This is a genomic window from Sediminibacillus massiliensis (assembly GCF_900156915.1).
Classification (GTDB): domain Bacteria; phylum Bacillota; class Bacilli; order Bacillales; family Amphibacillaceae; genus Sediminibacillus_A; species Sediminibacillus_A massiliensis.
In genome coordinates, this window is record NZ_LT732535.1 from 1,716,304 (window position 1) to 1,735,877 (window position 19,574).

Annotated in this window: 18 protein-coding genes; 7 read left to right on the plus strand and 11 right to left on the minus strand. The window is 41.0% G+C overall.

Annotation, left to right across the window (positions count from 1 at the left end; translation table 11 throughout):
* Nucleotides 1-206 precede the first annotated feature (206 nt).
* On the minus strand, nucleotides 207-929 hold the full coding sequence (locus CZ434_RS09425; RefSeq protein WP_077625139.1) for a 3-ketoacyl-ACP reductase: 723 nt from the start codon (nucleotides 927-929) through the stop codon (nucleotides 207-209).
* Between the two features lie 185 nt (nucleotides 930-1,114).
* On the opposite strand from CZ434_RS09425, the gene CZ434_RS09430 reads away from it, so the two are divergent.
* The gene (locus CZ434_RS09430; RefSeq protein WP_077622902.1) at nucleotides 1,115-2,245 is read left to right on the plus strand and encodes a CAP domain-containing protein; all 1,131 of its coding nucleotides are present in this window, start codon (nucleotides 1,115-1,117) and stop codon (nucleotides 2,243-2,245) included.
* Between the two features lie 63 nt (nucleotides 2,246-2,308).
* Here CZ434_RS09430 and CZ434_RS09435 read toward each other — a convergent pair whose 3' ends face one another.
* Nucleotides 2,309-3,313: a phosphotransferase gene (locus tag CZ434_RS09435; protein WP_077622903.1), complete on the minus strand. Its 1,005-nt coding sequence runs from the start codon at nucleotides 3,311-3,313 to the stop codon at nucleotides 2,309-2,311.
* Nucleotides 3,314-3,515: 202 nt separating this feature from the next.
* Here CZ434_RS09435 and CZ434_RS09440 point away from each other — a divergent pair, with 202 nt between their 5' ends.
* Complete coding sequence (locus CZ434_RS09440) at nucleotides 3,516-5,408, plus strand: LTA synthase family protein (RefSeq protein WP_077622904.1); 1,893 nt, start codon at nucleotides 3,516-3,518, stop codon at nucleotides 5,406-5,408.
* A gap of 100 nt (nucleotides 5,409-5,508) precedes the next feature.
* Here the strand turns inward: CZ434_RS09440 and CZ434_RS09445 are convergent, their stop codons facing one another.
* The 3 genes from CZ434_RS09445 to CZ434_RS09455 form a co-directional block, all read right to left on the minus strand.
* Nucleotides 5,509-6,813, minus strand: coding sequence for a hemolysin family protein (locus tag CZ434_RS09445; protein ID WP_077622905.1), 1,305 nt, complete (start codon nucleotides 6,811-6,813; stop codon nucleotides 5,509-5,511).
* A 53-nt stretch (nucleotides 6,814-6,866) separates the two neighbouring features.
* Nucleotides 6,867-7,295, minus strand: coding sequence for a MerR family transcriptional regulator (locus tag CZ434_RS09450; protein ID WP_179107229.1), 429 nt, complete (start codon nucleotides 7,293-7,295; stop codon nucleotides 6,867-6,869).
* 123 nt (nucleotides 7,296-7,418) lie between these two features.
* The gene (locus tag CZ434_RS09455) at nucleotides 7,419-8,408 is read right to left on the minus strand and encodes a cation diffusion facilitator family transporter (RefSeq protein ID WP_077622907.1); all 990 of its coding nucleotides are present in this window, start codon (nucleotides 8,406-8,408) and stop codon (nucleotides 7,419-7,421) included.
* Between the two features lie 335 nt (nucleotides 8,409-8,743).
* Between CZ434_RS09455 and CZ434_RS22485 the strand changes: the two genes are divergently transcribed.
* Together CZ434_RS22485 and CZ434_RS09465 are read left to right on the plus strand one after the other, a co-directional pair.
* Entirely contained in the window at nucleotides 8,744-9,004 is a 261-nt protein-coding gene (locus CZ434_RS22485) for a Parvovirus coat protein VP1-like protein (RefSeq protein WP_077622908.1), read from the plus strand.
* Between the two features lie 157 nt (nucleotides 9,005-9,161).
* Entirely contained in the window at nucleotides 9,162-10,127 is a 966-nt protein-coding gene (locus tag CZ434_RS09465) for a bile acid:sodium symporter family protein (RefSeq protein ID WP_077622909.1), read from the plus strand.
* Between the two features lie 107 nt (nucleotides 10,128-10,234).
* Here CZ434_RS09465 and CZ434_RS09470 read toward each other — a convergent pair whose 3' ends face one another.
* Nucleotides 10,235-10,801 (minus strand): NADPH-dependent FMN reductase, encoded by a 567-nt coding sequence (locus tag CZ434_RS09470; protein ID WP_077622910.1) that lies wholly within the window; start codon nucleotides 10,799-10,801, stop codon nucleotides 10,235-10,237.
* A gap of 13 nt (nucleotides 10,802-10,814) precedes the next feature.
* The gene (locus CZ434_RS09475) at nucleotides 10,815-11,873 is read right to left on the minus strand and encodes an LLM class flavin-dependent oxidoreductase (protein WP_077622911.1); all 1,059 of its coding nucleotides are present in this window, start codon (nucleotides 11,871-11,873) and stop codon (nucleotides 10,815-10,817) included.
* Nucleotides 11,874-12,338: 465 nt separating this feature from the next.
* On the opposite strand from CZ434_RS09475, the gene CZ434_RS09480 reads away from it, so the two are divergent.
* Together CZ434_RS09480 and CZ434_RS09485 are read left to right on the plus strand one after the other, a co-directional pair.
* Nucleotides 12,339-12,686, plus strand: a complete 348-nt coding sequence (locus CZ434_RS09480) for a winged helix-turn-helix transcriptional regulator (protein WP_077622912.1) — start codon at nucleotides 12,339-12,341, stop codon at nucleotides 12,684-12,686.
* Nucleotides 12,687-12,782: 96 nt separating this feature from the next.
* Entirely contained in the window at nucleotides 12,783-13,520 is a 738-nt protein-coding gene (locus CZ434_RS09485; protein WP_077622913.1) for a DsbA family oxidoreductase, read from the plus strand.
* 151 nt (nucleotides 13,521-13,671) lie between these two features.
* On the opposite strand, the gene CZ434_RS09490 is transcribed toward CZ434_RS09485, so the two are convergent.
* Together CZ434_RS09490 and CZ434_RS09495 are read right to left on the minus strand one after the other, a co-directional pair.
* On the minus strand, nucleotides 13,672-14,970 hold the full coding sequence (locus tag CZ434_RS09490; RefSeq protein WP_077622914.1) for an arsenic transporter: 1,299 nt from the start codon (nucleotides 14,968-14,970) through the stop codon (nucleotides 13,672-13,674).
* Between the two features lie 19 nt (nucleotides 14,971-14,989).
* Nucleotides 14,990-15,334, minus strand: coding sequence for an ArsR/SmtB family transcription factor (locus tag CZ434_RS09495; RefSeq protein ID WP_077622915.1), 345 nt, complete (start codon nucleotides 15,332-15,334; stop codon nucleotides 14,990-14,992).
* Nucleotides 15,335-15,498: 164 nt separating this feature from the next.
* Between CZ434_RS09495 and CZ434_RS22125 the strand changes: the two genes are divergently transcribed.
* On the plus strand, nucleotides 15,499-15,648 hold the full coding sequence (locus tag CZ434_RS22125) for a hypothetical protein (protein WP_179107230.1): 150 nt from the start codon (nucleotides 15,499-15,501) through the stop codon (nucleotides 15,646-15,648).
* Nucleotides 15,649-16,677: 1,029 nt separating this feature from the next.
* On the opposite strand, the gene CZ434_RS09505 is transcribed toward CZ434_RS22125, so the two are convergent.
* A complete protein-coding gene (locus CZ434_RS09505; RefSeq protein WP_077622917.1) occupies nucleotides 16,678-18,153 on the minus strand; it encodes a Na+/H+ antiporter NhaC family protein in 1,476 nt (491 codons plus the stop codon).
* A gap of 178 nt (nucleotides 18,154-18,331) precedes the next feature.
* On the minus strand, nucleotides 18,332-19,528 hold the full coding sequence (locus CZ434_RS09510) for a phosphoglycerate dehydrogenase (protein WP_077622918.1): 1,197 nt from the start codon (nucleotides 19,526-19,528) through the stop codon (nucleotides 18,332-18,334).
* Nucleotides 19,529-19,574 lie beyond the last annotated feature (46 nt).

A 19,574-nucleotide genomic window follows, 5' to 3' on the forward strand; every position in this document is an offset into this window, starting at 1 on the left:
AGAAATCCTCAAATTAGCGCAATTTCACCGTAATATGTATGAAATAGATTGTTTCAGATTTGACGGTTACCAGCCGGTACCTTGATATTCACTACTATTCCCTCTTACACTTTTTCGGCCTACGATAGTCTTAGTCTTATGGAATTCATAATTAAAAAACAGCAAACGGCCGCGGGTATCCAACCCTCGGCCGTTTGCTATCAAGATTAAAATGGATTTGTCGCCCACTGTAAGGACTGCTTAATAAAGATACGTGGGTGAAGCTTCAACTGTGCAACCATATATTCAGCTAAATCTTCAGGCTGCATAAATTTGTCTTCATTTTTTTCTTCCAGCTGATCCCCGAATGCAAGACCTGTCGCTACAAGACTTGGATTCAGGGTGAATACCCGTATATTGTGTCGGCGAACTTCCTGCATAAGCGCTTCGGTCATTCCCTGGATCGCAAACTTAGAACCACTGTAGGCAGTAGAACCTGCCGTCCCTTTTATACCGCTGCTTGAAGAGATATTGATGATATCTCCCTGTTCTCTTTCAATCATTTGAGGAAGGACTGCACGTGTAACATAATATGTCCCAAATACATTTACTTCAAAAACTCGTTTCCATTCTTCTGGTTCAAGTTCCAAAAAAGAACCTTTCAGTCCAATTCCCGCATTATTGATCAATATGTCAGCCGGTCCGAGGCTCTTCTTTAAACTTGCTACTGCCTTGTCTACCTCTTCCATGCTGCTTATATCTGCAACCGCAATGCTCGTCCTGACACCAATTGATTCTGCTTCTTCGGCGACTTCCTTTAACTTGCTTTCTGTCCGGGCAATCAATCCGACATGAACACCTTCCTTTGCTAGTTCCAAAACAGTCGAGCGTCCAATACCGCTTCCCGCTCCGGTGATATAAGCAATTTTCCCTTTAATTTCCTGTCCCATTTTCATCATCCTTTCTAAACATCCTTTATTGATAATTGTAAAGATTCCCGTAAAAAGGTTCCAGAAAAAGGAACCGCTAATATGACAACACAGACACCATCAAGGCCTCATTTGTCCAAACGCCCGTTCCCTGCTACAATAAAGTTGAGTTACTATACTGTTAAGTAGACAGGAGTGTAGATTTTTTGCCGAAGATAAGAAACATCATTGCTTTACTACTTGTTGCAGGAGCACTTTGGCATTTTTATGGAGATACATTTAATGATTCTGGTGTAAAAGGCGTGGCAAATGAAATCCGTTCCGACGTGAGTGGCGTCATCAGTGATCCAAAAGTAGCTGCTGCTATTGAGACTTTCAATGAAAAAATGCAGATATGGCTGGATAAACTGTCTCAGAAGATTCAAGGAAGTGAACAGCCAGGTCAGCCGGATCCTGAAAAGCCCGACTTAACTGCCCCGACCGATCAATCATTTTCCATCCACAATGTTGAACTAGGCGATAGTCGTTCAGAAATTGAAGAAGAAACAGGTCCCCCTGAAAGATCTACTCTAAATCAATACGGAGTCAACTGGACAGCCTACCATGACAACTATCGGAATTTTTTCATGGTTGCTTACAATGAGAATGATACTGTCATCGGACTATACACTAATCAAGATTTAGTTGCTTCTAAGCAAGAAATTACGATAGACAGTTCAAAAGAATCCGTTCGTTCTTCGTTGGGAGAACCTGTCGATGGAATAAGAAAAGGACTTGTCCGCTATAAAATCCAAAACAACGGGGAATATGACACATTTTTGATGGACAACTCTTATGTGACGGTGTTTTATGACAAACACGAGGGTAACTCAGTGACTGCCGTCCAGATAATCAGCGAGGAACTAGAGCAGCAAAAAAAGAAATTTTTCGCTGAAGGAAATGATGAACTAAGGGAAGGTTTTGAATATCAATTGTTCGATCTCACTAACGCGGCAAGGGTGAATCACGGTCTTTCCGTCCTTTCCTGGGATGAGACAGTCAAGACTACGGCACGGGACCATAGTGAAGACATGGCTGTTAACGACTACTTCAGCCATACAAACCCGGAAGGACAATCCCCTTTCGACCGATTGGATGAAGATGGCATTTCCTACAGGATGGCCGGTGAGAACCTTGCATCGGGCCAGCCAAGCAGCATTTATGCCCATGAAGGCTTGATGAATTCACTAGGGCACAGGGAAAATATTTTGCAGGAAGGATATAAATCGCTGGCGGTCGGGGTGGCATTTAATGAAGAGTCACGTCCGTTTTACACCGAGAATTTCATTACAAAATAATAAAAACATGGGAGGAGAGACCTGTTACACGGGCTCTCCATTTTTTATTCCTTTGATTCTTCCTCATTTTCCAATCAAAGTCCGATGCTCCATGTATAGCTGCAGCCATTGAGCGGGTTTGGTGAAGGAATCGGATATCTTATCCTTGCTTGGCGACAAGTATAAGTACCAGCTCAACGCCCGCTGCACACAAGCCAGTTCATCCGAAATCAACAAGGCTTTCTCCAAATTATCGATAGAGGCGAATTTTGTCCATGGTTCTAAATAATATGGCCGGAATTCATTTATCAATTCCAGCCACTCAAGCTCGGATGCCGCTAAATCATCCAACGCATTCCAGAATACACGTGTACTGAAAAACGGATGTGTTACAGAAGCGTCACCCCAATCAAAGAAAACCAACCTGCCCTCTGATAGTCTGATATTATTCGAATGCAAATCACCATGGTCGATAGAGGGAGGCAGAATGGAATCAAGCTCATCACAAGCTTCCATCAGCTCTTGTTTGAGTGACATGATTTTTACTGTTTCTGCTGCCGACAGTCCTGTAGTGCACATACCAGCCAAGTGATTAAAAATCTCTTCTTTCAAAACTTTCATTCTTCGGTCTGGTATCCCCATGGATAATAATAAATGCACATTATCTGCCTCCGAAACTTGAATCTCGGCATATTCCTGAATAGCCCGCTGCCATAATTTTTTGTCCTTTTTTTCACGCAGAGCCTCCCCGCACAAGTCTTTCATCAACAACCAGCCCATTTTTTCCTGAGCCGCAATGACAGATACCAAATTTCCCGGGAAGGTGGATGCTAAATGTTTCGTCAGAATTGACTCATGAAGGGAAGCTGGTCCTGATGCTTTAAAGTAAACATCCCCTTTATTGGTAGGAATCCGTTGAACCAAACAATAGTCATTTGCTTTTACCTGCTTCCCTTTTCCTATTATTATCAGTCCGGCTTTTGCGATTTCCTTGTTAATCCAAACGGAAACCGTTTCGCAAAAATCCGCCATGCATCTTTGATCAAGTTCACTCCAGACCGGCATTTCACTGAGAAAATGTTTATCCATCTCTCTTCCCTTCTTCCTTTACAACAAAATCCTATGATATTATATTCTCCATCACGCCTGTGCAATCCTATCGGCACTTTTTCTTAACTTTTTCTTAACTTTTTCATCATAATAGGCTTTTAGTAGGGTTTACTTCCAAGAGATTTTTTGTTAAATTTATATATTATCCTACATGATAGAAACATAGGAGGTTTCATTCATCATGAACAAAAACTATAAAGAATGGTTAAATAAAGGTTGGTTATTCTTTACAGTAGCCGTCCTCTTTTTGTGGGCAAAAACCTATTACGGATTGAAAACAGCTTTTACATTAGATATTGAAAACAGCATACAACAATTCATTTTAATAATCACTCCGATAAGTTCCATTTTATTCTTTCTTGGACTAGCATTCTTCTTCTCGCCGAAACGGCGGAATAAAGCATTTATGACTATTTACTTTCTTTTGTCTTTCGTGCTTTATGCAAACGTAGTGTATTTCCGGTTTTTCAATGATTTCATTACTCTTCCGGTGCTTATGCAATACAAAAACTTTCTGGATCTCGGGGGAAGTGCGAAGTCGCTGATGCATCCAATGGACTTGCTTTACTGGGTTGACTTTGCGATTCTATTAATCTGGTTGTTGCGCAGCAAAGCTAAACCGGCGCTTGCCTTCAGAAAACGTACTATCGGAATGATTTACGCTGCTGTCATTGGAATAGCAGCTGTAAACTTGAATCTTGCCGAACAGGAACGTCCGGAACTTCTGGTAAGAACATTTGACCGTGCAAAACTTGTCAAGTTGTTGGGAATCTACAACTATCATATTTATGATAGTGTCATGACAGCAAAAACGTCTTCCAGCAGAGTATTTGCGGACAGTAACGAATTGACCGAGGTGTTGAACTATGTCAATTCCAAACAGGGACAAGCCGGAGTAAATGGGGAATACTTCGGAAAAGCAGAAGGCAAAAACGTTGTACTGGTTTCCCTGGAATCGACTCAGAATTTCGTCATCAACAGAAAAATGAATGGCCAGGAAATCACTCCATTCTTGAATGATTTGATTGATGACAGTTTCTATTTCAGTAATTTTTACCATAATACAGGCCAAGGAAAAACATCCGACTCCGAGTTTATCATCGACAACTCTTTATATGGTTTATCCAGAGGCGCAGTATTTACTACTAATGCGAATAACGAATATAACGCTACTCCGGAAATCATTAAAGAACATGGCTACACACCTGTAAGTTTGCATGGAAACCATGACAGCTTCTGGAATCGTAATACCATGTATAAAACGCTTGGATACGATCACTTTTATTCCAAAGAAGAATACCATGTAACAGATGAAAACTCTGTTAACTACGGACTGAAAGATATACCTTTCTTTGAACAGTCGATGCCGATGATCAAAGGATTGGACAAGCCTTACTATGCAAAATTCATTACAATGACAAACCATTATCCATATGTTACGAATAATGAAAATATGGAAATGATCGAACCGGCTGAAACCGGTGATGGATCTGTGGACCGTTATTTCCAGACTGTCCGTTACATGGATGAATCTGTGAAGAAATTCTTTGAAATGATGAAAGAACAAGGCGAGTATGAAGACACCATTTTCATCCTATACGGTGATCACTATGGAATTTCCGAAAACCATAATCGTGCGATGAGCGAGATCCTTGGAAAGGAAATACGGCCATTTGAGCATGTCCAGCTTCAAAAAGTACCATTGATCATTCATATCCCTGGTATGGAAGGGAAAGAAATGACAACAGTCGGCGGACAAATCGACTTGAAACCGACTATATTGAACTTATTGGGAATCGATGAGAACAACGATGTTCAATTTGGTACGGATTTATTTTCTGAAGACAGGGAGGATAAAACAATCCTTCGTGATGGCAGTGTGGTAACAGATAAATATGTGTATGCCGCGGAAGCAGAATTATGTTATGACAAAGAAACAGGTGAAGAAATAGATGGAGAAGCCTGTGCGCCATTAAAACAGGAAGCCCAAACGGAACTAAATTATTCAGACAAAGTAGTCAACGGTGATTTACTCCGCTTCCTGGAAAGTGAAACAGAAAAAACGGAAGAATAAGCAAAAACCCCCCTCCCTGTAATTCCTGTTTGGATTCAGGGAGGGGGGTTTTAAATTTAGAGGAGACATCCCCACTGCCGGGATATCTCCCTTTCTTTTTTTACTGCAGTTCACTTACATACTTAGCAGGGAAAAAATTATTGCTCTTGATTATTTCTCCATCCACTATTTCAATGAGTACCTTCTTCACCCGTCTGTTTACAACCTCTTCCACAATAATTTTCAGATTTTCATAGTGAAAAAAGTCACCTTGGTCAGGAACAGTTTCCAAATTTTCGATAACCCAACCGCCTAATGTATGGTATGAGCTGTCTGGTGAGGAAATGTTCATCACTTCTGCAAAGTCGTTTAATTGATATTGTGCATCAAACGCATAAACATTTTCCTTCACCTTAGACATGGCATTGACCTTTTCATCTTGTTCATCCCAAATTTCACCGACAATTTCCTCTATGACATCTTCTAAGGCCACCAGTCCGGATGTCCCGCCAAATTCATCCAATACGATCGCCATATGGATCTTTTCTTTTTGCAACAATGGCATTAGCGAAGAGATTTTCATGGATTCGACGACAAACAGAGGTTCTCTCAATAACGCTTTTATATCCACATCGTTGTATTTTATTAAATGAGTGAAAAACTCTTTTTCCGTCAATATTCCGATAATGTCATCAATTCCTTCTCCATAGACAGGGACACGGGAAAAACGTTCTTCGAAGAAAACTTTTTTTATTTCTTCAATTGGCATATTGATATCAATTGCCACCATATCAATCCGGGGAGTCAGCACCTCCCCTGTCAAAGTGTCATTAAAATCCATAGACCTGTAAATCAATTCCCTTTCTTCTTTATCAATAACTCCCTCTTCCTGACTTATGTCGAGCATAACCTTTATTTCTTCTTCGGTTACGGAAGGCATGTCATTCCCTTTCGAAAAGAGTTTGGAGACGATTGATTTTAATTTGATAAAAAAGAAATTGACTGGTGTCAACAATTGAATTAATAGAAACAACACATTTGAAATTGCCAGTGAGTAAGAATCTGCATGCTCTTTTGCCAATGATTTCGGAAGTATTTCACCGAAAATCAAAATCAGGATGGTCATGGCCACAGTGCTGATGACCAGGCCTGTATTGCCCCCGAACATCTCTGTCGCCAAGGCGGCTGATATACTGGCAGCTGCTATGTTCACAATATTATTACCCACCAGGATTGTTGATAATGTCTTGTCAAAGTTTTCTGCAATGTGAAGAGCCTTTCTGCTTCCCCTTTTCCCTTCATCCACAAAGTTTTTCAGCCTTATCTTGTTCACACTGGAATAAGCGGTCTCGGCTGATGAAAAAAAAGCAGATAAAAGAATTAATGAAACTAACAAAATAATTGAATTCAGCGGCACATCGTCCAAAGAATTTCACACTCCTAATTAATGTTTTTTCAAATCGTAACTGTTTTGATATATTATATCGTAATAATGTCTTGAGTGGTATTCGAAATCAGCGACTGTAGGAAAGCAGCTGTCTCGGGCTTGATATTGCCGAATAATACTTTTTGGTCTTTTTCGTTCATTTTTTTAACTGCAGCATATAGTTCTTCCACTTCGGCTTGTAAGAATTCAATCTTATTGGCAATCACTTCGACTTGTATATGGACTTCTTCTTGCTTGATTTCGTCAGACTTCCTTAAAATCAATCTATTTTTTATCTCATCCAATGTCATATTGTTATTCTTACATTGAATGATAAATCTCAAGTCGCTGACGGATTCCTGATCGTATAATCGGTAATTGGAATCCGAACGTCTGCAATTCAACAGACCCAACCTTGTGTAATAGTCAATTGTCCGTTTTGATACATGACATGCTTCTGCTAACTCCCCTATTCTAAGCAACTTCCCAATGTACTCACCTCTTCATAATTATATTTCAGATTATTCAAACTGTACAGTAGAACGTTATGCTTTGTCGCCTGTATTTATTCCTTGTCATGCCGGGATTTAATGGTGATTTATCTGCTATTGGTAGCTGCCGGGTGCTTTTTCATCAGTTTCATTCCATGTCTGAATTTGATCATCTTTATCTGATTCAATGATCACTTCAGTTACACCTTTTTCCATTAATATCTTTTTCTCCATACCTGCAAGGATTTTTGAAGCAGTCCCAATGGACATATCTGGATCCAGCTCCACTCTTAGTTCTACATGCAATTCCTCGCCTTCCTTAACTACCATCAGTTCTTGAATGTCTTTAATGTGAGGTTCTTGAAAAACAATCTGACCGATTTTTCTCTCCATATCTTCGTCTGCAACGCCAAGCACCCCTGCCGCATTATCCAGAAAAATCCGTCCCACTACGTAAAACAAGGCAAGACCAATGAGAATAGAGGCATAGCCTTCAGCTTGGTGGAATGGTGTAAATGTGGCAATGATGATAGATAATATAGCAATTACCGCTCCGCCCGTCGCCACTAAATCTTCCAGGAATACAAGTTTTGTAGCAGGTTTTGCATGACTTATATTTTGGAAGCTCTTCGTCACGATTTTTAACCCTTTTATATCTTCATCTGCCAGCTCAGCTGTTATTTCTTTCATCGCTTTGACCAAAACACTTGCTTCTAAAATAGCCGCAAGCCCTAACACTCCGATGTTCAACCAGAACCATTGATTTGGTTCTGGAGGTTCCATTATATGATGAAAACCCTCTTTAACCGTTTCATACGCAAGGATTCCCACCACTAATACCGCTCCCAGCAATACTAAGTTGACCAATCTTGCAAAGCCGCCCGGAAAACGATCGGTCGGCGCTTTCTTGCTTAAAGCAGAGCCAATAAAAACGAAGAATTGATTCGCCGCATCGCCAATGCTGTGCATCAACTCGGCAAACATCGCCACATTACCAGTGATAACGTAGGCAATGCCTTTTATAATCGCTATTATCGTATTCATGATGCTTGCCATTAAGGCAGATTGATTTCCTTTTTTCAATAGTCCAAAAAATTCTTTCATCGAAAAACCCTTTCAATTTATTAGTAATATTCAACTTCACCAGCTAGTTGCAAATAAAGTAGAAGGTGTTTATTTTCTACACTGAAAATATTTTTGTACATCCCACCTATACCATTAATTACCGGGAACAAAACACTTGTCGCCTATTGGATTTTTTCCTTTTAGTTCGCCATGTATGGTTATTGTCTTATATTATCCACTAATACATTGATTAACCCGTCTATTCTTCCAAATAACTTAAACATAAAATAGTAGTATTGAAAGTATGTAGAGCTTTCTATAGTTTGTGTTCAGGCACTTCAGTTTCGAATAGCTATTGGAAAGGAGGGAAGTTGATGGTTTGCTTACCCGGCTATCGTTACTGCGGGCCAGGTTGTAGAGGGCCTGGTAAACCGTTAAATCAGCTTGACGCCCTTTGCCGGCAGCATGATTCCTGCTATCTCCGTTCTGGCACCCACAGAAATTGCGATGAGTTATTTCTGAACAGGCTCCGACCTTTTATCCATAGGAGAGATAAATTGGGAAGAGATGCCATGCTTATGTATCGTGCAATGTTGTTGAAACGGCGCCTGGGCGACATATCCCCTCGTTTATAAGACCAACAAAAGAGGTGCACTCAGCACCTCTTTTGTTTTCTTACAATTTAACAAGCATCTTGTAAAAAAATTTAACAAAATACTCCACACCTATTTTAAATATTCAGAATTTATTGTATAATCTGTGAATATTCATCACGAGAGGAGTAGAATTATCATGAAAACACTAGAAAAGGTTAGCAGCTTTGTCGGGAACACATTCGCGATCTGGGTATTGCTATTTGCGGTCTTATCCTTCCTTTTCCCTTCCGGATTCACCTGGATCGCTTCCTACATCACCATTTTATTGGGCATCATCATGTTCGGTATGGGGCTTACATTGTCAACCAGTGATTTTAAAGAAGCATTTAAGCGTCCAAAGGAAGTAGCGATCGGGGTGGTTGGCCAATTCACCATCATGCCTTTAATAGCCTTTGGGCTTGCAACACTTTTGCCCGTTTCCGAGGAAGTCGCGGTCGGTGTTATCCTGGTTGGATGCTGTCCAGGAGGAACTTCTTCCAATGTTATGACTTTCTTGTCCAAAGGAGACACAGCCCTTTCTGTTTCAATTACTGCGGTATCAACCGTCTTGGCGCCTATTTTGACACCGGCACTGATCCTCCTGTTTGCCAGTCAGTGGCTCGCTGTTTCTGCAAGTGCTTTGTTTATCTCAATCGTCCAAATCGTATTGATACCAATAGTGTTGGGATTAGTCATCAAATCAATATTAAAAGACAAAGTGGAAGCAGGGGTAAAATCCATTCCATTGGTATCGGTAATCGGAATCGTAGCAATTGTAGCTGCAGTTGTCAGTGTCAATCAGGCCCAGATTGCTGAAACCGGTGCGCTTATTTTCGCAATTGTCGTCCTTCATAATGTATTAGGCTATATTATTGGATATGGATTAGGAAAGGTATTGAAAATGGGGCCAAAACAGCAAAAAGCTGTATCCATCGAGGTAGGAATGCAGAATTCCGGGCTGGGAGCAACACTGGCCACTGCCCATTTCAGTCCATTATCAGCAGTACCTAGCGCCATCTTTAGTGTCTGGCATAACATCTCAGGACCAATCATTGCAACTATCTTCCGGAAGCAACAGGAAAATGAAGATAATAATGACATGAATACACGGTTCACCGCCTGAGGCAACCAAGAAAAGTAAAAAAAGAGCTGCCGGGAATTTTAAACCGGCAGCTCTTTTTTACAATCGTAAAATCGAGTGCATTCATCCATTTTAGATCATCAATATCTTCAGAAATCGTATTGTGCTTCTTTTTCTTCTTTGATCTTGGCAAAAGTCTCCGCCAGAACAACGGTATCTTCCACCAATCGGTCAATCCTGAACAAGACATCGTCATTGGTGATCTCTTTGCGATAAAAATCCTGCTCTTCGATAAATACATAGGTTTGAACCAGCTGTGCTTTCATATAAGCCAAAATCGGTTTTAATTGCTGTTCAACAATCAGATAATGCTTGGCAGATCCAGCTGTTGCAACCATGCTGACAACTTTGTCACGAAAGGCATTTACAGGAAGCAGGTCAAAAATATTTTTCAATGTAGCAGGTATGGACGCCTGGAAAATTGGTGTACCAATAATAATAGCATCAGCCTCCATAATTGCTTTTGTTACATATCCTGTGTCCCCTTCATACTCCAAGTAATTTCTTCCATCGCTGAATTGCACGTCATAATCTGCTAAGTCGATTAATGTCACTATTGTTTCCGGATATTTTTCAGAAAGAAACTGTACAGTATAATCCATAGCTGTTCTCGTTTTCGAGCCGACATTCGAACCTGATAACGCTACAACCTTCATATTCTGTAACCCCCTACTTCTTCGCTGTATATTTTTTAATCGCAGGCAGGATTTCTGTGGCGATTAACTCAATATTTTTCTGCAAACGTTCAAACGGCACACCACCGAAGTCGATCTGAGCGATATAACGTTGATGTCCGAACATTTCATGTTGATAAAGGATTTTCTCAATGATTTGCTGTGGACTTCCGATATTCATGATGTTATGTGGATCAACGCCCTGCGCGAAGTGTTGTTTCGGAAATCCTTGTCCATTCGTCCGCTTCATTCCTTCGTTAATATGTGGATACATATCCTTTAACGCCTGCTGGGAAGACTCTGCTGCATAGAAGAAACCGGCAGTTGCAACAGGCAGCTCATCTGGATTGAATCCTTGACTCCTGGCCGCTTCTCGGTATGCATCAACCGTTCGTTTGAATACGGAGGCTGATCCTCCCAAATGTGCCATGAACATCGGCACTCCAGCATAACCTGCCCTTATTGCACTGGCTGGTGTTCCGCCGACTGCACGCCAAATCGGCATGGATCCATTTTGAGGACGAGGCAGGACTTTGGCATTTCTTAATGGAGCCCTGAATTCTCCTGACCAGTTCACCACTTCTTCTTCATTTATCTTCCGTAATAAGTCAAACTTTTCTTCATATAGCCCTTCATAATCTTTCAAATCATACCCCAATAAATCAAACAAACCTATTCTGGATGCACGACCTGCTATTATTTCAGCGCGCCCCTTTGATATTAAATCCAGAGTCGCAAAGTCTTCATAAACCCGGACAGGATCAGAGGTGCTGATGATGGTTGAAGAACTCGCTATTTTAATGTTTTCCGTTGCTTGTGCAATCGCTGCAAGCACAACAGAATGCGCTTGGGTGGCAAAAAACTCCTGATGACTTTCACCTACACTAAAAAAGTCCAATCCTGCCTGATCTGCCAGTCTGGCATATTCGATGATTTCCTGAATCCGTTCCTCTGCAGAGATTCTTTCACCGGTAACGGGATTTGGCAAATGATCCCCTAATGTATAAATGCCAAACTCCAATCCTTTACTTTGATCGATACGATACTTTTCCATGTAACAATCACCTGTCTTTCCTGGTATGTGTCCTTATATATTTTAAAAAATTCATCTGTGTACAAGCCCTAATCGTTTATAAGTCCCTGTTGAGGGAGCCGCGTGAAAATTACTTTTTGTGACGTTTTCTCTCATTCTGATGTTTATTGAGTGTTGGTACTCGCTACGGCAGAACACTTCGCTTTCCGCGGGCACGGCCTCAGCCTCCTCATCAGCAAAGAGCGCTAATCTCAAAAGAATGGAAAGAAAGCCATAAAAGTTAGGTCGCAGTTATATATTTTTGTAGCAACAATCGATGCTTTATGATAGAACAGAAAATATTAAATACATGGTAACAGGTGAGTAGATGTTTAATACCTTCCCTATTACCATTCCCAAATGTTATTATAGTTAATAATATTCCACATGATAAGTACGCACTTTAAAGTGGTATAGTATCCCGAAAGATACTTAGGAGGAACAAATATGGAGAAAGTGCCAGAGAATTGCCAGGTCGAAGATGCACTTGGGATTTTGGTCGGAAAATGGAAGCCAATTATTTTATTATACCTGTTACAACAAGGGACCAAACGGTTTAGCGAATTAAAACACAGCATGCCTGGCATCACCCAGAAAATGCTGACAAAGCAATTGCGCGAATTAGAGGAGGAGGATATCATCGAACGAGTCGTGTATCCTCAAGTCCCCCCGAAAGTAGAGTACTCCATAACCGAGTATGGCAGAAGTTTGGAACCGATATTAGAAGCAATGCATGAATGGGGTAAGAAACATACATTGCATAAACAGAACAAATGGAAAAATAAAAGTTCCTGAAAAAAGCTGCCTTTCGCCTGAGCAGGCTTTTATAGCCTTGCACTCTGCATATGCTACAATAGCAACAATGATTCGGGAAAATCGAGGTGGTCAATGATGAAAATTGAAATCTGGTCAGACTTTGTCTGTCCATTTTGTTATATCGGCAAACGGAGATTGGAAATCGCGCTCGACCAGTTTCCACATAAAGACCAAGTTGACATTGAATATAAAAGTTTTGAATTAGACCCAGAAGCACCGACACATACAGACCAGAGCATTTATGAAGCACTTGCTGCCAAATTCGGAACAAGCGAAGCGCAAGTAAAACAAATGAATAAAGGACTTATCCAACAAGCTGCAGAAATTGGTCTCACCTATCATTACGATAATATGAAACCAACCAATACATTTTATGCCCATAGACTGGCCAAATACGCGAAAACGCTTGGCAAAGAAGCTATCCTCACAGAAAAGTTGTTATACGGATATTTCACAGACTCCAGGAATGTGGGGGATATTGATACACTTTCTGAAATTGCTGAAGATACAGGTATCGACAAAATGAAAGCTTTGAGAGTTTTAAAAGATGATAATGCATATGCGGAAGAAGTAAGACAAGATGAAAACCAGGCAAGACAACTGGGAATTTCAGGAGTTCCGTATTTTGTCATTAATCAAAAATACGTCATTTCCGGTGCCCAGCCTCAAAGTACTTTTTCTTCTGCTCTTCAAAAAATTTGGGAAGAAGAAAAAGCTAAGACAGAATTCCAGGACCTGTCAGCTAGCAGCGGAGAAGATACAGTTTGTACTGATACGGATTGTATCGTACCACCCATTAACAACAATGATTAGATGTTTTACGTCTGTAAAAAAATCCTCTTCCAAATATGTTTTGGAGGAGGATTTCAATAATGAATGGTTAGTTTGGTGATTTATTTGGTAATACTGGTTCCCCATATACCTTCAACAACCACTAAGTGATAAATTTTCTAGTGTCTACCACTCAAAGTGCTAAAAGTGTTAAATACAACCCTAACAATGTAATAAATAGTATCGGTATCGTTAAGATAATCCCTGTTTTGAAATATGTTCCCCAAGAAATTTTGACTCCTTTCTGTGACAAGACATGAAGCCACAATAATGTCGCAAGGGAACCAATCGGGGTGATTTTCGGACCTAAATCAGAACCGATCACATTTGCATAAACCAATGCTTCCCTCATCACACCGGAAGTTTCGGTATCCGCAATTGCAATGGCATCGATCATGACTGTCGGCATATTGTTCATTATTGAAGAAAGTATAGCAGCAATGAATCCCATTGCTATCGTTGCCACAAACAAACCTTGTTCGGCACTTGCCTCGATCAATCCTGCCAGCAAATCAGTCAATCCGGCATTTCTAAGGCCGAAGACAACAACATACATGCCGATAGAGAAGAAGACAATTTCCCATGGAGCTCCTTTGATGACAGCTTTTGTATTGACTTCCTTACTCTTTCTTGCCATCAGTAAGAAAAAGATCGCGATGATTCCAGCGACTATGGAAACTGGAAGAGTTATAAATTCACTGACAAAATAACCGACTAGCAGTACTGCCAGTACATACCAGGAAAGATGGAACATTCTCAAGTCTTTGATTGCTTCTGCTGGTTTCTTCAGTTGTGATAGATTGTATTGTTTAGGAATACTTTTTCTAAAATAAATCAATAAGACCACAATTGTTGCAGCAAGTGAAAAAAAGTTCGGTATAATCATTCGTGAGGCATATTCAACAAAGCCTATATTGAAGAAATCTGCTGAAACAATGTTTACCAAGTTACTGACAATTAAAGGCAAGGAGGTTGTATCGGCAATAAACCCGCTTGCCATGATAAAAGGAAAGATCATTTTTTCTTGGAAATTCAAGTTACGGACCATGGCCAAAACAATCGGCGTCAGGATAAGCGCCGCACCGTCATTTGCAAAAAAGGCTGCCACCACTGCACCTAAAAGACTGACATATACAAACATCTTTATTCCATTCCCTTTTGCAGCCCTGGCCATATGTAAAGCGGCCCATTCAAAAAATCCTATTTCATCCAATATTAAAGAAATAAGGATTATTACTACAAAGGCGAGCGTTGCATTCCAGACAATCTGCGTTACTTCTATTACATCGTTAAATCCTACTACTCCTACTAACAGAGCAAGAATAGCACCACCACAAGCTGACCACCCAATGGATAACCCTTTTGGCTGCCAAATAACCAAAATTAAAGTAGCCAGGAATATGATGGATGCTAGTATGACTGAAGCTGACAAAATCGTTTCCCCCTCTTAATTAGCAACAAGTTATTCTCGTTCCATTCTTTTCTAATTCTCTTAGTTTGTATCCTTGATCGGGAAGCTGCTTTAGGACAGATTCCACAAAGGAATAATATTCATTGTCTTTATTGATCGAGTAAAAAATCCACTGACCCTTTCTCTCTTCTTTAACCAATCCGACATCTCGTAATTTTCGAAGATGCTGACTGATTGATGGTTGACTAGTTTGGAAAATCTCTACAAACTCACAGACACAACAGTCACTATCATCAAGAATCTTAACCATCGTGAGTCTCGTCTTATCACCAAGCAATTTTAAAATCATGGCCGCCTTTTCCATTTCGATTGTTGTTTTTGTCATGACAAAACATCTCCTTTTTCATTCGTATATTAATATATAATAATTTGCTTATATAAGCAAATTGTCAAGCCTTGTGAGCTTGGTAGTAACTTTATTCAAAAGAGTGGATATTTTATTATTTTTCCATCCAAAATAAAGAAGAAATGACAGGGAGGTAATGAACAATGAACAAAGATGAACGGAAAAGAGCTTTCAGGGAAGTCATGGCTGCTAAAGGTCTTTTAGCCCCCCTTGACTCTCCATTTCAAAGTACCAAAAATAAAACGTCACAGCTAAATGAACAGGACGGCATCCAAACAAAAAGACCCCAATAACCAAAAAAGGCGAATCCTTCAGGAGCCGCCTTTTTTCTGTATGACTATATTCTAGTAAATGGTGCACAAAATAGATATAATGCGACATAACTAGCTTCACTAAACGTGGCTTTCTACCATCCTTTTCTGATTAAGAGGTGGTCCAGCGCTGCGGAAAAACACTCGCTTTCCGTGGGGAACGCTTCAGCCTCCTCGGGAAAAGAGCCCTGCGGGGTCTTCAGACTGTTCCTTTCCCACTGGACTTTGAAAAGGCCTCGATGAATTTACACGACACGCAGAAAATCGAACTTTATTTTCAAGGAGTCTCGCATTTTTCCGCAGCTTGGTATAGTTTTTCTGATTAGGCGAGAAGGGATCCTGGTATATGTCTAACAAGGCTCTCCTTAACAAAAATGGAGAAAAATCTTACGTAGCGAGAGGCAGAACCCTAAGACCCTTGCAGAACAGCATTTACTAATATCCGAAGTCCAATATCTTAAAAGGCATCCCATCAATTTATACGGCAAGAAAAAAATCGAACTACATAGTAGCATAAATAATTTCCGCTGCCTAACATAGATCTTTGATTAATTGAGATGACATCCTATAATTTCACTAAAATCGAAATTCAGAAAATCCCTACCAGCGAAGGCAGAACACACAGACTCCTCGAAAATACAAAACGATTTTCTTCGTGCGATGCCATGCTGACGAAGCTTTCCTTATCCTGTGGGAATAGCGCAGGTCTTAGATGGGACAAGTAATCGCAGTCCCAAATGTTCTTCGATGGGGCGAGTAATCGCAGTCCCAAAGGGAGCAAGGAAGCTTATTCTAGTATTCCCCTGGCTGAGGCCGTGCCCGCGGAAAGCGAAGTGTTCTGCCGCAGCGAGTATATCCTTTTCACTATCATCAGAACGTAAGGAAGTCTCACTAAAGTGAATTTTCACTAGTTCGCATTTCCCCTCTTCTTTGAAACTTTATAGAACAAGTGACAAGTGCTCACGAAGACGCGAGTTACTGCAGTTGATTAATGTGAAAGAAAAGCCAGCTTTAATCGCGTGGCCTTTCTTTCAGCTCTTCTCCTCTTTTACCTTCGTACCGCAATCCCCAGCCGGTAATTGCAGCAATAAACATGACAATTACAAGGAACCAGCCCTGAAATACAAATGGAAAAACAGCAGTTGGTTCTACAACTGGAAGCCAGTCATACTGCTCTTGCATCATTTTAATTGTAGACCACCCTAATAAAACCGGTGCCCCCCATGGAAAAATATAACCAAGAGCCGATGTCAGTGCATCAAGCATGTTCGCCCTTCTATATCGATGTATCTGGTACTTTTCCCCAAGTTCTTTTACAAACGGAGCAGCGGCTATTTCCGCAGCGGTATTAATAGTAATTGCACTGTTCATTAAGGCTACGATTCCCCAGATGGAAAGTTCGGCACGTCGGATAGAGGACTTCACCCATTTCACCAAGCCGCTCATCACTGCTTCCATTGTTCCGCCAAGCCTTAGCAAGTGTGCAGCTGCCACAATGAGCAAGATCAGAATTGCCATATTTATATAGCCTGATATACCGCTGATCAAAGCACCTTCTACGACAGCATCTGATTCCGGGTTAAAGCGGATAATATCTCCTAATGTACCCAGATTCATGAGCAATATCAAAGGAACCGCGGAGACTATCCCCCATGTTAGTGATGTAATGAGATGCTGTCCGGATAAAGCAAGGATGAGAACAACCGCAAAAGGTATCAACATTACCAAGCCTGCAGGGTTCGTCGAGCCGGACATTTCTGCAATCGCGGCCTCGTTTGTATGTGCGGCTTCTCCCCCGCCAAAAACGGCAAATAGAATGGCGGCAGGCACAGCTGCCAGAATGGAATATTTGAACCTGGAACGAACAACTCCCGGGACATCCGCATCCTGAGTAGTAGCCGATACGATTGTTGTATCAGATACAGGTGCCAGATTATCACCGAACACAGCCCCAGCCAGAATAGCTGCAAACAGCATAACAGGATCGGCTTCCACCGCAATGCCAGCAGGATACATTAACGTACAAAAAGCTACTGTAGTACCATAGCCTGTCCCGACTGCTGTAGAAAAGGTTGCTGCAAGAAGAAACGTAAGGGCAACGAACAAACCTCCTGTAAGACCAGTGACAGCTCCAATCCAGACAAGCCCCTCAACCAATCCTCCGACTTGCAGCACTTGTGAGAACATACCCGCATAGAACCAGGCAACCATGGCTATAACACCGATTGGTTGAGCCAATCCATCAAATAATCCTTGTGCATAATCCTCCCACTTACTTTTACAAAAGAACAAACCTAGGGTAAGGCCAATAACCGCCCCCATAACCAGACCAATTTCAGATGACATTTGGAGCACACTTGTCGTAATAGCCCAGATAACAAAAAATAGTAACGGGACCGCCGCCCCGAATGCTCCTGTTCTAAATTCTAATTTCTGTACACGCGAATTACCAACTGCGCGTGCAAGTTCTTCATTACTTTTCTCCATCATTACCTCCTGCAATATAAATCTCTAATGGGAAATATTTTATCAGAGAAAAATCAGAATAGAAACAGATTGCTCCGACTCCCTATCTGACAATTAATGGTTTTTCCAAATAAAAAAGGACCAGGAAAATTCCAGTTGGAATTTTTCTTGGTCCTTTACTGTGCCCCTCGTTGACTGATTAAATAATCCGGGTTGTCACCATTCCGTCGATTTGTTCCATCCGTTTTTTCAATTCAGGAATGATTTCGTCTTCAACATGGTTTTCGATATCAACCATTGTATAGGCATAGTCTCCTCGGCTTCTATTAACCATATCGGCTATATTCAAATCGGAAGTTGAAATAACAGAAGAAATCTGGCCGACCATATTCGGCACATTTTTATGAAATGCAGCAACACGGCTTCTCCCTAAATAAGGTAAATATGTGTTAGGGAAGTTGACAGAATTTCTAATATTCCCAGTTTCCAAAAATTCTTTAACCTGACGGGCTGCCATTTTTGCACAATTTACTTCTGATTCTTTTGTTGAAGCACCAAGATGCGGGATGGTAATTACATTTTTCATTTTCAAGACCTTTTCATTCGGGAAGTCTGTTATATATTTACCGACCTTCCCGGTGTCGAGTGCCATGTTCATGTCCTTTTCATTCACAAGTTCGCCCCGTGAAAAGTTCAATAGATGAACACCTGGCTTCATCAGATTAAATGTTTCCTCGTTGAACATTCCAGCTGTCCCGTCAGTATATGGAACATGTACTGTTATAAAGTCAGACTTAGCAAATAACTGCTCCATTGTTTCTGCACGCTGCACATGGCTGGACAAGTTCCAGGCTGTGTCAACGGAAATAAACGGGTCAAAGCCAATGACATCCATCCCTAATGCAAGTGCATCATTCGCCACCAAAGCACCGATAGAACCTAAACCAATTACTCCCAGTGTCTTGCCGGCAATCTCATTGCCAACAAATTGCTTTTTTCCTGCTTCCACCAGTCCTGAAACCTGATCACCTTCGTTTCCTAGAGTCTTTGTCCAGGCTACGCCATCAAACAGGTTTCGTGAAGACGCCATCAGAGAGGATAAGACAAGTTCTTTTACCGCATTTGCATTAGCGCCGGGTGTATTGAAGACGACGATTCCCTTTTCTGTACACTTATCAACCGGAATATTGTTGACACCCGCCCCGGCCCGTGCGATTGCCTTCAGATTGTTTCCAAACTCCATTGAGTGCATATTAAAGCTTCGCACCACAATAGCATCCGGATTTTCACTGTTATCATCCAAATGATAGTCGCCACTGAACACATCCAGTCCGCTATCTGCTATATTGTTTAGTGTTTTGATTGTCCTTCTTTTTTCCATTAATATTGAGCTCATTCTGTTTCCTCCTCTTGATTAAAAAGATAACTTCCGAACAGGGCGT